Here is a 15,416-nt window from a genome sequence, read left to right as displayed (position 1 = left end):
CTCAACTGCGGAAGCCGATGTGCACGTGGTCGTGGTGCGTGGCGTCGCTGAAGAACTGGCCGGGTGTGCTGCCGCCGGAGAGCAGGAGCGGGCCGCCGACGTTGTAGGAGCCGGCGGCCGCCGCGTCCCGCATGAAGCGCTCGACGAGGGTGCGCGGTGTGCCGGGGTCGACGACGGCGTGGCCGTCGATCTGCCACACGTCGAAGGCCCGGCCGCGCGGATGGTCACTGGGCCGGCCGCTGCCGAAGACGTTCAACGGGTGGCCCGAGCGGACCACGCTCACGTTCATCCGGTACGTGCCCGCCAGGTGCAGCATCGCGGTGAGCACGCTGTCGTGGACTTGACCGCTCTTCAGGTCGGCCTGCGCCGCGGGCGGCAGCACGATCCGGTCGTCGGCCAGCACCCTGCGCACGCCGGCCGGCGGTGAGGCCGCCGGGGCGCCGGGGCGGGCCGGGTGCAGGGCGGTGACCGTCCATCCGGTCCCGGACCGCACCAGTCGCACGTCGACCGTCGTGCCGTTCGCCCGGACCGCGCCGCCGTGCCGGGTCCACTGCCGGCACACCACGAGCACGCTCGCCGAGTCGGCGAGGATCCCGCCGTACTGCGCGTCCACCACCTGCAGCACCGCCTGGTCCGCGGACGGCAGCAACGGCCCCGCCTGTCCCACGAGGGCGGTGGGAAGGTGAAGGGCGGCCACTCTCGCCCTGGCCGCGGTCGCGCCGCCCTTCCCGCCGGGCCAGGCGCCGATTGCCTCGACGAGCTCGACGGCACGCCGTTTCACCTCCGGGTCCACCTCGGCGGACGTGGGACGCCATGGCGTGGTGCGGGGAAGGGCCGCGGTCGCGGTCGTGGAGGGCGCGGCGGAGGCCCGGGGCGAGCCGGTTGCGGAGGCGGTTGTCGTGGCGGCGGCGCTCGGGTGCCCGGCGCTGCCGCCGGTGCAGCCCGCCGCGCCGAGCAGAACCCCCGCCATGCCCAGCAGCACGGCACGACGCTCGACCGGGTGCGCTGCGGGCTCGGGCCGACGGGTCATGCCGTCCAGTGTCCGCCCGCGGCGTGCCACGTGCCCGGCAGGCCCGGTGGCCGGTTCCCGCGGCACGGGCTTGTTATGACCGCTGAATGACGCATGCCTCTCGTGACCGCGGTCATGACCGCGCTGCCTCAGGACCGGTGCCGCAGGCGGGCCGCGATGGCGGCGACGTCGTCGTCCGCCTGCTCGGCACCCAGCCCGGCCCCAGGCCAGCAGCGGCACCGACAGGGCGACCAGGCTCGTGCCGTTGTTCGGCGCGAAGGACCTCGCGATCGGGTGCCCCGCGTCCAGGGTCCGGACGGCCACGTCTTTCGCGCAGCATCTTCTCCAGGCTCTCGAGCAGATCGCGTCGACCGGCCACGGCAACGGAATGCAGGGGCCCGTCGTCGACTCCGTCATCCGCGCGACGGCCGCGGGGGAACTCGCCCCGGAGTGCCTGCGGCGCCTCATCCATTCGATCGTGGACACGCCGAGCAACCGACTGCGGGACGACGCGACCATCCTGATGCTCGAGTGGTGGCCCCCGTCGCGGTGAGCGGCGGGCTCAGACCGCCTGGTACAGCTCGCGCGTGTTGGGGCGGGGCGCCGGCCGGTGCCGGGCCGCGGGGCCTTCCGAGAAGGCGCGGAGCAGGTTCTCCGTGGTACGGGTGACGAAGGCGCGGGTGCGGGCGTCCATGCCGTGGTCGCGGCCCCGCTCCCCGGTCCCGGCCATCAGCGCCTCCACCCAGCGCATGGTGCCCGTCGCGAAGACACCCGCCCCGCTGGGGACGGTGCAGTACGCCGAGTCGCTGTGGCTGCGCGTGCCGACGCACACCAGCGGCGAGTGGGCGGTTATCTCCAGCGGTCCGGGGACGGGCGCGCCGGGCGTGACCCGGTCGTACTCGACCCCGACCAGATGGTCGAAGCTCTCGCCGGGGTGTACTCCCGTGCCCTCGTGGAGCCAGTGGTCCGCCATGTGCACGACGTACGGCGCGTCCACCGGATAGCCCTCGTACAGCACGCCGGTGAGCGACGACTCGGGGTCGGCGGCCGGGGCCCGGCGGAAGTCGGTCGTGACCAGCGCCGGGCGGGACGGATAGCAGGGGTCGGTCCGGTAGGAGGACTTGTAACAGACCACCGTACGGTCGGATCCCGCCTCGCCCGCCTCCAGGCGGACCCGGCGGAAGCAGGTGTTGGCGCCGAGGAGCGCGAGGTTGGTGCCGGCGTCGCGGGCCTCGGTGACGTGTCGCCGCTGCTCGGGCGTCCAGTACTCGTCGTGGCCCAGGCAGACGACGGCGGTGGCGCCGTGCAGCACCGCGGGATCGTGGTGGACGTCGGTGCCGGTGGTGTACGCCAGGGGTATGCCCAGCCGTTCGGCCAGGACCACGGCCGCCCACTCGTACACCAGGAACTTCTCCGCACCGCTCGCGTCGTAGGGCCGGTCGAAGCTGACGGCGAGGGAGCGGTCCGCGTACGCGCCGGAGGCGCCGACGTAAAGGCTGTAGCCGCCCCACCGGTTGTACGCCTGCCAGGTGGCCGGGGCGTGCACGAGGACGGTGCGGCCCGCGCCGTGCGTGGAGCGCAGGATCAGGGGGACGTACCGCTGGTGACCGTTGTCGGCGTCGAGGCGTATCAGGTAGGCACCTTCGGGCCAGCCGTCCGTCACGACGGTGAGCGTGCGCGGCCAGTCCGCGTGGACGGTGCGGGTGGCGGGCAGGAGCCGGGCGGTCGGCTGGACACGCCCCGGCACCGGCCCGGACCGCCACACGAGCCGGGCGAGCGTCCCGCCGTACCAGCCGACGCGGAAGGCCAACACGCGGAAGGACGAGGCCGTGGTCGACACATGCAGTCCGCACTCCTCGCCCGGCGTCGCACTCACCCGGTCGGCGTAGCCGGTCACCGCGTCAGACGGCCCGAGGGAGCCGATCCGCCAGTCACGGGTCCCCGGGCGGCCTCGCTCCGCCTCGGGCCGGTTGCTGTCCGCGGCTCGCGGCGGCCGGCTCGCGGTCCCGTGGTCGCAGGCGGCCGCCGTGCCCAACCCCGCCCCGGCACACAGTCCGAGGAAACGCCTGCGCGCCAGCCCGTGTCCGTCCCCCGCCGCCGTGTGCTCCTGTGGCTCGTGCGGACTCACATCGCCTCCCTGGGCGTGGCCGCGCCATCCCTTCGGAACTGCCGGCGCATCCTCGACGACGGTAACGGCTGCGGCGGCGGGCCGCACGGCCGTCGATCGCCGAACGTGCCCACCCGCCAAGGGACGTGAGACAGGGCGGCGAGCCGCCGTCGGCGGCCTCGGCCTGGGTGCGCGCCGGAGCACACAAGTGCGCGCCGCGCATCCGCGGGGCCGTACGGCGACGACGGCCCCGCGGGGAGTCAGCGTGCCACAGGTCCGGGCACGGCTCTCAGTGGGTCTTTCCGCGTCCGGACAGCGCGTCCCGGATTCGGTCGACCAGTCCTGCGCCGGGCGCCAGGATCTTGTTCGCGGGCGGTGTGTCCGGAGCGACGGGGTGGGGCCTGGTCGGTGCCGTCTTCTTCGCCCTGCGCACCTTCTCGCCGAGCTGTTCGAGGTCCTCCGGGGCGGCGGCCTGCCGCAGCTGGGGAAAGAGGTTGTGCTCCTCGTCCCTCACGTGTTCGCGGATCTCCCGCATCAGCCGGCTGATGAGCTGGTCGAACTGCGGATCGTCGGCCTGGCAGCCCTCCAGTTCCTTCATGGTCCGCTCGGCCTCCGAGTGGTCCTGGATCTCCCGGTCGGCGATGGCGTCCCCGTCCGACAGATACTGGCGCACCGCCGGGTACAGGTGCATCTCCTCGGCCACGGAGTGGCGGATCAGTTCAATGGTGGCCTGGTCGGCCAGGTCCTTGCGCCGGCCGTCCCCCGTCGGGAGGGCCTCGATCTGCGTGAAGATCTCCTCGACCTCGCGGTGGTCGGTGGTCAGTTCCTGGATGACGTCTCCGCTGTGTCCCATGGCAGGGCTCCTTGCTGTTCGAACGTGGTGGTCGTACGGGTGGACCGCCCGGGTGCCCGCGGCGGACCGGTGCACACCAGCGCGCGCCGGTGGACGGGGCCGGGGCGGCTCCGGCCACCGTGCGCCCCTGCCTCCTGTGTAGCGAGCGGGACCTGACACGGCCGCGGATTGGGCCGCCCATCGGCGCGTCAGCCGACCGGCGTCGAGCCGCACTCAGGCGCCGGTCGCGGGCCGGCCGCCCGTCGAGCGCACACCGCGGCCCGGCTGCCCGACGACGACGTGTGGGGAGGCGCCCGGCCGGCGCATGTGCCTCAGCTGTGCCCTCAGCTGTGCCCTGTTCCGGCGCGGCACCCCGGAACAGGGCGCGGCAGCGCGATGCGCACGGCACGCACCCCTGGCGAGAAGTGCACCACCGCGGGGGCCGAGGGGTCGGGCAGGCCGACGGCCGCGGTCCGCGTCTCGGCGCGGGCATGCGGGGCGCCGTACCATCTGGCGGCCCTGTGGGTACGGGCCGAGGGTGACACCGCGCGCCATGCGGGCGCGCGCCGCGGCGGGGATCCGGCGTACCGGCTGACCGTCCGCCCGGGCGCACCGGTCACGCCCGGGCCGCGGGACGTGTGGCTGACGTCCCGCTGGCGGGCCTGCACCCGGACCGGGCCCGGTCCTGTGGCAGATACGCGAGGCCGCGCCCTCGTACGTGTCCACCGCCACGCCTTCCGGCAGCAGCCGCTGCACGACGCAGGCGCGCAGGCCCAGTGGACGAACGTCTGGTTCAGCCACCGCGCCTTGAGCAGGGGCAGGAGGACCCGTTCCTCGGCGGACCTCGAGACCACGGCCGACCCCCTTCGTCGCCGGGATGTTGCTTCCACGGCCGCGGATCGACGCGCTGCCGGCTCCGGCGGGCGCGTGTGCGCAGGCCGCCACCGGGTACCGCCGTGTTCCTGCCACGCTCCTCGAGTGCCGCTCCCGGTCACCGACATGCCGTCAGCCCCCTCGGCACGCAGCGGAGCCCGCCCCTGGTCCACAGGACGGGCTCCGCACTTCGGGCAGGTCAGCCGGCCTGCTTCAGATCGGTGATCTTGTGGGTCTTCAGGTCGGACTGGACATCGATCTTCGACACCTCCGCGTCCTTGCCGTCGCTCCAGGTGAGCGTGACCTGGCTCGTGGCATGGCCCGCGCCCGAGCCGGTGTAGACGACCTTCCACTTCACCGGCACGTTCTGCGCGAACAGGATGCCGTCCGCGTGCTCCTTGGCCTCGAAGGCGGCCACCTTCTTCTGCGCCGCGGCGGACAGGTAGAACGCGCGCAGCGCCTCGGCGTTCGCTGCGGCGGCCGGGTCCTCGTTGTCCCAGACCGAGTCGATGTACGAGCCGTAGAAGTCGGCGACCCGCTGGGTGACGTCACGCGGGTCGCCCTGGGCCGTGGCGGCGGACGCCGCACGGGCGGCGCCGCGGGTCGTGTGGGCCGTGCCGGTCCCGGCCAGCGCCGGCGTCACTGCGGCCAGGGAGAGGGCCGCCGCGATGGCGGAGGCGGTGAGCAGGTTCCTGCGGCTGCGGACACGTATGGACATGGATGTGTTCCCCCACTGATTGCGGCCGGGCTGGTCCCGGCCATCGGCGGCACTGAAGACCGATATCGCCCGGCGACGGTTCCGGAAAAAATCCCGGAGAATCGTCACCGTCTCGAAACAGGAAAGGGTTGTGCCGAATTTTGGCCAGTCAAGGGAAAGGCAGAATTCCGGACGCCGAATGCATGCCCGCCATCCGGGGAACCCGGCGACCGCTGAAGCACCCACACACCTGGAGAGACCCATGAGTCTGCTGCGCGTCGTAGGTCGCCCCCTGCTCGCCTCGATGTTCATCGCCGGAGGACTGAGCTCCGCCCGCAGCCCCAAAGACGTGGCCCCGGCCGCCGAGCCCGTCGTGGGGCCGATCACGAAGCGCGTGCGGGTTCTGCCGGACAGCACCGAACAGGTCGTACGGCTGCACGGCGGCGTACAGGTCCTGGCGGGAGTCCTGCTGGGCATGGGGCGCCTGCCCCGCCTGTCCGCCCTGGCCCTCGCGGCCGGCCTGGTTCCGACCACGGTGGCCGGCCATCGCTTCTGGGAGGCGGAAGACCCCGCCGAACGCGCCCAGCAGCGCATCCACTTCCTGAAAAACCTCGCCATGCTGGGCGGTCTGCTGATCGCGGCCGACGACACCGCCGGCGCGCCGTCGCTGCTGTGGCGGGGCCGTCACGCGGCCCGGGATCTGCGGCGCGACGCGTATCTGGTGCGCCGCTCGGTCCGCGCCACGGCACGCCCGGCCGCCACCGTGGGCGGCATCAGGGCCAAGCTGCCCGGCTGACCAGCCGTTCTCGCTCCTGCCCGGAGAAGGCGACCCTGTGGCCCGCCCGACTGCGGCAGACCGCGGAAAGGACACGTCATGAACGAGCAAGCACGCAGCGGAGCCCTCCTGACGGGGCCGACCGGGCACACCGGTCAGGCCCTGCTCGGGATCTATCTCAACGACCACCTGGCCGGTGCGACGGCCGGGACGGACAGGGCGCGCCACCTGGCGACGGCGTGCCGTGGTTCGCAGATCGGGGCCGCGATGGCTCCGGTCGCTGCCGAGATCGCCGAGGACCGCAAGGCCCTGATGGGCATCATGCGGCGGCTCGACATCCCGATCCGGCGCTACAAGGTCTACGCCGGCCGTTTGGGTGAGAGGGCCGGACGGCTGAAGAGCAACGGCCGCCTGGTACGACGTTCTCCGCTCAGTTCCCTGCTGGAGCTGGAGCTGCTGCAGATCGGCGTGCACGGCAAGACCTGCGCCTGGCAGGTGCTGCGCCGGCTCTCCGAACGCGACGAGCGCCTCGACGCGCAGCTACTCGACGGCCTCCTTGAACGGGCCCGGGGACAACTGCACACGATCGACGAAATCCGGCACCGGCAGGCCGAGGAGACCTTTCACCTCGCGTGACGCCCCAACGACGGGCGCACCGCCGGGTACGACGGGCGCACCGACGGGCGCGGCGACGGGCACGACGGGCACGACGGGCGCGGCGACGGGCACGACGGGCGCGGCGTCAGAAAATCGGAAACAGAAAAACGCGGGATCCCCGTTTCGACGAAAACGGGGATCCCGCTCGAGAGCCTTGTAGAGCGCCTGGTCGTCAGCGCTTGAAGGTGTCCTTGGTTTTCTCCTTCGCCTGACGGGCGTCGCCCTTCGACTTCTCGGCCTGGCCCTCGGCCGTCATCTGCTCGTTGCCTACCGTGCGGCCGGCCGCCTCCTTGGCCTTGCCCTTGGCCTGCTCCATCTTCGCCTTGGCCTTCTGGTCTCCAGCCACTCCTGCTCACTCCAAGCCGCATGTGACGTCGGTGTTCACCACGACGGGTGACCCTGCGCGCGGCAGGCAAACATCGCCCCACGGCCTCCGTTGCCACGCTCGGCGCCGGGTACCCGGCGCCGAGCGGACCGGAAAGGAGCGTCCCGATGGCTGTGGCGTTGAGTGTCGACGCCCGCGAGCACGGTCTGGTCTGTGACGGGATCACCAATGACCAGCCGGTGTTCGCGGAGCTGGTGGACGCGATGGGCGCGGCCTGCGAACCAGGACCGCAGCGACGGCCGAACCGATCGCGAACGGCGTCACGGCGAGCCCTGACCGCAGCAGCGTGTATCCGAGGCCGTTCTGGAAGAACAGGGCCCGGCGGCCGGGGCCCGCCTCCGGTCGGACACGCCGGTCGTAGGCGCCGGACCGCCGGCGCGTCCGTCTGCCCTCGCACCGGGTTTCACGAGGGGGCTCTTCCCGGTTGCCGCCGGATCACGTCCGCGCATGCACGCCCTGCGTGGCCGGGCGCCGCACCCCCACCTGGCTCACCCGGCAGCGGCACCCGAACACACGGGGAGGGCTTCACCCCGCCGCCTCCATCGGCGACAACGGGTAGTCGGGCCTGCGGTCTCAAGCACCTACGGTAACGACACGGCAGCACGAGGGCATCCGGCACGGCCCTCCCGGCCTCCACGGGCCCCGACCGGGCAGGCAGAGGCTGCCGGACGGCGGATGAGGTGTTTTCCTCGTGAGGGGAAGGCAACTCGGCCCCAGCGCCGCACAGGTCCACGAGACGGGAGTCCCGGATGACCACCTCACAGCATCGGTTGCCCCACTCGTCGGATCTGCGCATCGGTCTGCTCGGCTCGTACGGCGGTTTCAACATCGGCGACGAGGCCATCCTGCAGTGCGTCCTGAGCTGCCTCAGGGCCCATCGTCCGCACGGCCACCTGGTGGTCTTCAGCCGCGACGCGGAGCACACCCGTGTGCACCAGCCGATGGCGGACGAGGTGGTGGGCTGGGAGGGCGTCCCGCAGAAGCAGGTCACCGACGTCCTGTCGAGCCTGGATCTGCTGGTGCTCGGCGGGGGCGGCATCCTCTACGACGGCGAGGCACGCCGGTATCTGAAACTGGTGCGCGCGGCGCAGGTCCGGGGTGTGCGCACGTTCGCCTACGCGGTCGGCGCCGGCCCACTGCGCGAGACCGACGACCGGGAGGCGCTGCGCACGGTGCTCCCGGCCATGGACGAGGTCGTGGTGCGGGACGAGGAGTCCCGGCTGGTCCTCGAAGAGGTCGGGGTGGAACGGGACCTCGTCGTCACCGCCGATCCGGCACTGCTGCTGCCGCCGGAACCGTTCACCGCGGAGATGATGCGCCAGGAGGGTGTCCCGGCCGACGCCCGGCTGGTGGGGATGTCGGTGCGGGAAGCCGGACGGGCGACGGAGAAGCTGGACGAGGGCGACTACCACGCGCTGCTCGCCGATGTCGCGGACTTCCTGGTACGGCGCCTGGACGCACACGTGGTCTTCATGCCGATGGAACGCCACGACGTCCGCCATGCGCATGCGGTGCTGTCCCGGATGACGGCGCCGGACCGGGGCCGGATCCTGCACAGTGCCTACACCCCCGGACAGGTGCTGGGCCTGATGAGCCATCTGGACCTGGTGGTCGGTATGCGCCTGCACTTTCTGATGTTCGCGGCACTCTCCGGCCTGCCGGTCCTGCCGCTGCCGTACGCCGGCAAGGTCTTCGACTTCGCCCGCCGGCTCGGAGCTCCGGCACTGGTGGGCGTGGCCCGCGAGCAGGTCGGGCTGCTGCTGGCGGAGGTGGACCGGCTCTGGGACGAGTTCCCGCAGCGCCGCGCGGATCTCCATGCGCGCGTCCAACACCTGCAGGAGCTCGCCCGGGAGACCTGCGCGCGGTGCGGGGCCCTGCTCGACGACATGGACGCGGGGGACGTGGCCGCCGACGACGCCGTGGTGCCGGCGGCGCCCCAGACCCTGCACCGGTTGGGCTCGGAGCCCCAGGGCGGCGCCCTGCACGACCACGGCGCCGGACAGGAGGTGTGATGCCGATCCTGCAGCGACCCGGACAGCCGCGGACCGTCACCCTTCCCCCGCGCTCGGCGCAGCATGCGGGACGCACGGATGTCCTGGTGGTGGGGGGCGGGCCGGCGGGCACCGCCGCCGCCCACGCGGCGGCCGACGCCGGCGCCGACGTCGTCCTGGTGGAGCGGTACGCCTTTCTCGGCGGGAACGCCACCGTCGCGCTCGTGATGCCCCTGATGTCGTTCCACAACGAGCACAAGCAGGCGGTGTTCAGCGAGGACGGCCAGGGAGACCGGCTGCTGCCCACCGACCACGGCGAGGGCGAACCGGTGGTCGCCGGCTTCCTGTGGCGGCTGCTGGACCGGCTCGACGCGAGCGGCGGCTGCATCCGGCCGTCCCTGGAGACGGGCTACACCGTGCCGTTCGACCCGGAGATCTTCAAGCTCGTCCTGCTGGACATGCTGGACGAGGCAGGGGTGCGCCTGCTGTTCCACTCCTTTGCCTCGACCGTGCTGCCCCTCGGCGACGGCTGGCGCGTGGTCTTCGAGACCAAGTCCGGCCCGGTGGTGATCGACGCCGGCGTCGTCGTGGACGGCACCGGCGACGGTGACGTGGCCGCCGCGTGCGGGGCTCCCTTCGAGGTCGGGCGCCCCGAGGACGCACTGGTGCAGCCGATGACGCTGATGTTCCGGGTGGCCGACTTCGCCCGGCCGCGCTTCGCCGAGTACGTCCGGGCCCACCCCGACCAGTGGCGCGGCGTGCACGGGCTGTGGGACCTCGTCCAGGAGGCCACGGCGGCAGGCGAACTGCAACTGCCGCGCGAGGACATCCTGTTCTTCGGCACTCCGCACCCGCGGGAACTCGCCGTCAACAGCACCCGGGTCACCGGAGCGCTGGGCATCGACGTGTGGGACCTCAGCCGTGCCGAGTGCGCCGCCCGCCGCCAACTGGCGCAGATCGACCGCTTCCTGCGCTCGCGCGTGCCCGGCTTCGAGGAGTCGTACGTGGTGCAGAGTGGCGTCCAGATCGGGGTGCGGGAGACCCGCCGCATCACGGGCGACTACCAGCTGACCGGCTACGACATCCTCGACGCCCGCGCCTTCCCGGACGTGGTCGCGCACGGCGCCTATCCCATCGACATCCACAACCCGGAGGGCAGCGGCACCGTCCTCAAGCGCGTTCCCCGGGGCCGTTTCTACGACATTCCGCTGCGTTGCCTGCTGCCCCGGGACACGGACCGTCTTCTGGTCGCGGGCCGCTGCATCTCCGGTACCCATGTGGCGCACTCGTCCTACCGCGTCATGCCCATCGCCATGGCGACCGGCCAGGCGGCGGGCGTCTGTGCCGCGCTGGCCACCCGCTCGGGGCGCAGCCCGCGCGACGTGCCGTACGCCCTCGTCCAGGGCGAGCTCAGGCGCCAGGGCGCCCGCCTGCGCGTCGGCGACGACAGCCCCGCGGCCACGCCGGCCTGACGTCGCATGACACCGGTGGGCGGGACGTCGCCGTCCGGTGCGGGCGGACGGCGTCCGGCCCCCGTGCAGGTGTGCTCAGCGCGTCACGACGTGCCGCTCGTTGGGGCACGCAATGCGTCATGGTGAGCCCCTCCACGTCACGCGGCGGGTTCTTGCCGAGGCCGGCCAGCCGCTTGTGCGGTCCTCGTCCCTCGGTCCTGGCCCGCGAGCGGCTGGAGACCCGTGACGTCCTCGGGAGCGCTGCCCAGGCCCTCGCCGACCTTCAGACGGAGTTCGTTCTCGACGAGCAGGAAGTGCCACCCGCTTCTCGGGGCATCCGCGGCATGCGGGCTGCTCCGCCTTCCTGTCGCCGGCACGTGCCACGGGCAGCCCGACCAGATCGACACCCGGCAGGCAGGCCGGCTATTCCACGACCTGCCCGATCTGCGGTACGACGCGCGTCAGCCGCAGGACGCACCAGAGGATGAGCCCCACTCCCAGCGCCTCCAGCACGAGCCACCACCCGGTGCGGATCTGTTCGTCGAACAGCGTGACGCCCAGCAGCAGGCTCACGGTCGCGTCGCCGGTGGTCAGCGCCGGCTGGGACGCCGCCAGCGGGCCGGCCTGGAGGGCGTTCTCCAGCAGCAACAGGGCGCCGACCCCGACGAGTGCGAAGCCGTACGTCTGCCAGGTGGTGAGGAAGGCCGTGAGGCCGGTGTCCGCGAGCGTGTCGGTCGCGGACTTCAGCAGCGCGGCGGTCAGGGCGTTGCCGATGGCGGCGGCCGCGGCCAGCATGGCGGCCCGGAACAGGGACGGGCGTCCCGGGCGGGCGAGGGCGACCGCCGCTCCCATCGCTCCCAGGCACAGGACCAGCACGGGGATCCACCGCTCCACGGATGCCTGGTTCCTGCCGCCGGAGGGAGCGGCCGACACCAGGACCAGCGCGAGTCCGCCGACCACTCCCGCGACGGCCCACCAGCCCGCGCGCGGCATCCGGCGGTGCATCAGCGGGGCGGAGATGAGCAGGGCGAACGGCAGTTCCAGGATGAACAGCGGCTGCACCAGCGCCATGGGCCCGTTCACCAGCGCGAGCGCCTGGAACAGGGCGGCCCCCATCACGCCGCCGATGCCCGCCAGCCAGGCGGGGCGCCGCGCCAGCGCGAGCAGCAGGCGCAGACCGCCGCCGCTCGGGACCGTGGCGGCGGCCTTGCGCTGGAAGGCCGTGCCCATGGCGTTGCTGGCGGCCCCCATGACGGCGAAGCACGCGGCCAACACGATCACATGACCACCATGCCGGACAGGGGGCCGTGTCGCCCTCCCGCCCGCCCCACGCCATAACGCCGCCTTATGAGCTCATAGACCGGCCCCGCGTACCAACTTAGGTTTGCCTTAGTTTAGGGTTGCCGACGAGTCGCCTGTCACCGCTCGAAGGGAACCCGATCATGTCCCGCCCCCTGGGGTAGCCATCGTCGGAGCCGGCCCCGCCGGGATCTACGCCGCCGACGCCCTGCTCAAGTCCGACGTGGCCGCCGAACCGGGCGTGTCCATCGACCTCTTCGAGCGGATGCCGGCGCCGTTCGGACTGATCCGCTACGGCGTCGCCCCCGACCACCCCCGGATCAAGGGCATCATCACGGCTCTCCACCAGGTGCTCGACAAGCCACAGATCCGCCTCTTCGGCAACGTCGACTACCCGACCGACATCGGCCTGGACGACCTGCGCGCGTTCTACGACGCCGTGATCTTCTCCACGGCGCGACGGCCGACCGGGCGCTGCCCATGCCCGGCATCGACCTCGACGGCTCCTACGGCGCCGCGGACTTCGTCTCCTGGTACGACGGGCACCCGGACGTCCCGCGCACCTGACCGCTGACGGCCGAGAAGGTCGCCGTCCTCGGTGTCGGCAACGTCGCTCTCGACGTGGCGCGCATCCTGGCCAAGGCGGCGGACGAGCTGCTGCCGACCGAGATCCCGCCGAACGTGTACGAGGGGCTGAAGGCCAACAAGGCGCTGGAGATCCACGTCTTCGGCCGCCGCGGTCCGGCGCAGGCGAAGTTCAGCCCGATGGAGCTGCGGGAGCTGGACCACTCCCCCAACATCGAAGTCGTCGTCGACCCCGAGGACATCGACTACGACGAGGCCTCGATCGCGACCCGGCGCGCGAACAAGCAGGCCGACATGGTCGCCAAGACCCTGGAGAACTGGGCCATCCGCGACGTCGGCGACCGGCCGCACAAGCTGTTCCTGCACTTCTTCGAGTCACCCGCCGAGATCCTCGGCGAGGACGGCAAGGTCGTCGGGCTGCGCACGGTGCGCACCGCGCTCGACGGCACCGGCAACGTCAAGGGCACCGGCACCTTCAAGGACTGGGACGTCACCGCGGTCTACCGCGCCGTGGGCTATCTGTCCGACCGGCTGCCCAAGCTGCCCTGGGACCTGGAGTCGGGCACCGTCCCGGACGAGGGCGGCCGGGTCATCGGGGAGACCGGCGAGCACCTGCAGTCGACGTACGTCACCGGCTGGATCCGGCGCGGTCCCGTGGGCCTCATCGGCCACACCAAGGGCGACGCCAACTGTCGCCAACCTCCTGGACGACTACGCCGGCGGACGCCTCCACACGCCCGCCTCGCCCGCCCCCGAGGTCGTCGACGCCTTCCTCGCCGAGCGGAACATCCGCTTCACCACCTGGGAGGGCTGGTACCGCCTCGACGCCGCGGAAAAGGCGCTGGGCGAACCGTAGGGCCGCGAGCGCGTGAAGATCGTCGAACGCAAGGACATGCTCCGGGCGAGCGGAGCATAAGCCCCGAAACCGCCTGCCGGCCTCAGCGTTGGTGGGCGGGCGGGCGGTTCGGTATTGCCGGATCCGCCCGCGGCTGGCTGTTCGTGCTGGGCCTGCTGTGCGTGTGGGCGGTGATCTCCCTGACCTGGCAGCCCTCACGCCGTCCGGGCCGCCCGCCCCGTCCGCCGTCCCGCTCCCAGGGTGGTCGAAACCGCCCCCTGGCCGTGCTCGGTTCGGCCTGGCTGGGCATCGGCACGGGGCTGCTCGTCCGCCCCGCCTTCTGGGCCGGTTTCGTCCCCTGGCACACCAACCGCCTGGACGCCCAGGCCCGCATGAGCACGGTCCCCTCCAGCCGGTCGATAGGGAGGATTCTCGCGGTCCTTCAGGGCGTGCCTGAGGGCTGCGCCCACCCACGCCGGGCGAACGGGGCCCGCCCCGATGCGGATGGTGGGCGAGCCCCGTTCGCAAACCATTGTCGAAACCGGGGCCGGTGTACGGCACGAGTGCACCGTGCGGGGATGGAGCGCGCCCCGCGCACCCGGCGCGCGGCCCACGCGCTCCGTGTGCCGCACGCGAGGCCCCGGCACACGGACGAGGCCCCGGACAGAACATGGGGCATGGTGACGCCTGTCGGGGATACCCGGACACCATGGACCGTCCGCACCTTCCCGGTCACCGGGATCACTCCACCGGCAAGGACACCCGAGCGCACGACGAGGGCGACGGGCGGGAACACGGCCGTGCGCAGGAGGCCAGGCCCGAGGCGTTCGGACCGGACGCCTCGGCCGAACGCGACGCGCCCGACTCGCCCACCGAGTTGCCCGCTCGCTCCTGGCTCGCGGTGCTCCGCCGGGTCGTCGCGGAGTTCCAGGACGACGAACTGACCGACCGCGCCGCCGCCCTGACGTACTACGGAGTGCTGTCCCTGTTCCCGGCGCTGCTCGTGCTGGTCTCCCTGCTCGGTGTCGCCGGCAGGTCGGCCACCCAGCAGGTGCTCGACAACCTGCAGAAACTCACGCCTGGCTCCGCGCGGGACATCATCTCGCGCGCTGTGGAACAGCTCCAGAACAACCCCGGCGTCGGCTCCTTGCTGGCGGTGGTGGGGCTGCTGGCCGCGGTGTGGTCCGCCTCCGGGTATGTCGCGGCGTTCATCCGGGCCGCCAACGCGGTCTACGACGTGCCGGAGGGGCGCCCCGTGTGGAAGGTGCTGCCGCTGCGGGTGGCACTGACCGTACTTCTGATGGTGCTCGCCGTGGCCAGCGCCCTGATCGTCGTCTTCACCGGAAGCCTGGCCCGCCAGGCGGGCGCCGCGCTCGGCATCGGGGAGGCCGCGCTGACCGTGTGGTCCATCGCGAAGTGGCCGCTCCTCGTCGTCCTCGTCACGGTCATGATCGCGATACTGTACTGGGCCACGCCCAACGCCAAGGTCCGAGGCTTCAAATGGATCACACCGGGCAGCCTGCTCGCGCTGCTGATCTGGCTGGTCGCCTCGGCGGGCTTCGCGTTCTACGTGGCGAACTTCGGCTCCTACAACAAGACCTACGGCACGCTGGCCGGCGTCATCGTCTTCCTCGTGTGGCTGTGGGTCACCAATCTCGCCATTCTGCTGGGCCTGGAATTCGACGCGGAAATGGCACGTCAGCGCGTCATCGACGGAGGCCACCCGGCGGACGGCGAGCCCTACGTGGAGCCCCGGGACACCCGCACCTGGGACGAGGAGGATCAGCAGCGCATGGAGGAGGGCCTCTGAGCCCACACAGCGAGGGAGACGCTGGGTACCCAGGTGGCATGGCAACCCCCGATCCACCCGACGGTCCCCGCAAACTGGAGCAGAAGTCGTAGGAGCGCGCCGCCTCCCAT

At 72.3% G+C, this 15,416-nt stretch carries 11 protein-coding genes and 3 pseudogenes; 7 read left to right on the top strand and 7 right to left on the bottom strand.

Features of this window, described 5'->3' with window-relative positions; genetic code table 11:
• Position 1: 1 nt before the first annotated feature.
• The gene (locus tag ABZV31_RS26445; protein WP_355898495.1) at positions 2 to 1,030 is read right to left on the bottom strand and encodes a hypothetical protein; all 1,029 of its coding nucleotides are present in this window, start codon (positions 1,028 to 1,030) and stop codon (positions 2 to 4) included.
• A gap of 385 nt (positions 1,031 to 1,415) precedes the next feature.
• Between ABZV31_RS26445 and ABZV31_RS26440 the strand changes: the two are divergent.
• Positions 1,416 to 1,562, top strand: a pseudogene (locus ABZV31_RS26440) (serine/threonine protein phosphatase); the annotation flags it as partial.
• A 9-nt stretch (positions 1,563 to 1,571) separates the two neighbouring features.
• Here ABZV31_RS26440 and ABZV31_RS26435 read toward each other — a convergent pair.
• The 3 genes from ABZV31_RS26435 to ABZV31_RS26425 all read right to left on the bottom strand — a co-directional run bounded on the left by ABZV31_RS26435 (position 1,572) and on the right by ABZV31_RS26425 (position 5,539).
• Positions 1,572 to 3,137: a N,N-dimethylformamidase beta subunit family domain-containing protein gene (locus ABZV31_RS26435; RefSeq protein ID WP_355898492.1), complete on the bottom strand. Its 1,566-nt coding sequence runs from the start codon at positions 3,135 to 3,137 to the stop codon at positions 1,572 to 1,574.
• A gap of 268 nt (positions 3,138 to 3,405) precedes the next feature.
• Positions 3,406 to 3,969: a hemerythrin domain-containing protein gene (locus ABZV31_RS26430; RefSeq protein WP_355898490.1), complete on the bottom strand. Its 564-nt coding sequence runs from the start codon at positions 3,967 to 3,969 to the stop codon at positions 3,406 to 3,408.
• 1,051 nt (positions 3,970 to 5,020) lie between these two features.
• Entirely contained in the window at positions 5,021 to 5,539 is a 519-nt protein-coding gene (locus tag ABZV31_RS26425) for a hypothetical protein (RefSeq protein WP_355898487.1), read from the bottom strand.
• Between the two features lie 241 nt (positions 5,540 to 5,780).
• Here ABZV31_RS26425 and ABZV31_RS26420 point away from each other — a divergent pair, with 241 nt between their 5' ends.
• Positions 5,781 to 6,314 (top strand): DoxX family protein, encoded by a 534-nt coding sequence (locus ABZV31_RS26420; RefSeq protein WP_355898484.1) that lies wholly within the window; start codon positions 5,781 to 5,783, stop codon positions 6,312 to 6,314.
• Positions 6,315 to 6,392: 78 nt separating this feature from the next.
• Positions 6,393 to 6,929: a hypothetical protein gene (locus ABZV31_RS26415; protein ID WP_355898482.1), complete on the top strand. Its 537-nt coding sequence runs from the start codon at positions 6,393 to 6,395 to the stop codon at positions 6,927 to 6,929.
• Positions 6,930 to 7,122: 193 nt separating this feature from the next.
• Here ABZV31_RS26415 and ABZV31_RS26410 read toward each other — a convergent pair whose 3' ends face one another.
• Positions 7,123 to 7,296, bottom strand: coding sequence for a CsbD family protein (locus ABZV31_RS26410; protein ID WP_355898479.1), 174 nt, complete (start codon positions 7,294 to 7,296; stop codon positions 7,123 to 7,125).
• A 788-nt stretch (positions 7,297 to 8,084) separates the two neighbouring features.
• On the opposite strand from ABZV31_RS26410, the gene ABZV31_RS26405 reads away from it, so the two are divergent.
• Together ABZV31_RS26405 and ABZV31_RS26400 are read left to right on the top strand one after the other, a co-directional pair.
• On the top strand, positions 8,085 to 9,347 hold the full coding sequence (locus tag ABZV31_RS26405; protein WP_355898476.1) for a polysaccharide pyruvyl transferase family protein: 1,263 nt from the start codon (positions 8,085 to 8,087) through the stop codon (positions 9,345 to 9,347).
• Positions 9,347 to 10,798: an FAD-dependent oxidoreductase gene (locus ABZV31_RS26400; protein ID WP_355898473.1), complete on the top strand. Its 1,452-nt coding sequence runs from the start codon at positions 9,347 to 9,349 to the stop codon at positions 10,796 to 10,798. The genes ABZV31_RS26405 and ABZV31_RS26400 overlap by 1 nt, the downstream gene beginning before the upstream one ends.
• 75 nt (positions 10,799 to 10,873) lie before the next feature.
• Here ABZV31_RS26400 and ABZV31_RS26395 read toward each other — a convergent pair.
• A pseudogene (locus ABZV31_RS26395) lies at positions 10,874 to 11,097 on the bottom strand (catalase); the annotation flags it as partial.
• Between the two features lie 103 nt (positions 11,098 to 11,200).
• Entirely contained in the window at positions 11,201 to 12,058 is an 858-nt protein-coding gene (locus ABZV31_RS26390; protein ID WP_355898470.1) for a DMT family transporter, read from the bottom strand.
• Positions 12,059 to 12,242: 184 nt separating this feature from the next.
• On the opposite strand from ABZV31_RS26390, the pseudogene ABZV31_RS26385 reads away from it, so the two are divergent.
• Positions 12,243 to 13,517 (top strand): annotated as a pseudogene (locus ABZV31_RS26385) (pyridine nucleotide-disulfide oxidoreductase).
• Between the two features lie 688 nt (positions 13,518 to 14,205).
• A complete protein-coding gene (locus ABZV31_RS26380; protein WP_355898467.1) occupies positions 14,206 to 15,306 on the top strand; it encodes a YihY/virulence factor BrkB family protein in 1,101 nt (366 codons plus the stop codon).
• The last annotated feature ends 110 nt before the right edge of the window (positions 15,307 to 15,416 follow it).

Origin of the sequence: Streptomyces sp. NPDC005202, from assembly GCF_040608235.1 — a bacterium.
In the GTDB taxonomy this organism is placed as follows: domain Bacteria; phylum Actinomycetota; class Actinomycetes; order Streptomycetales; family Streptomycetaceae; genus Streptomyces.
This window is presented reverse-complemented; position numbering and strand designations above follow the sequence as displayed.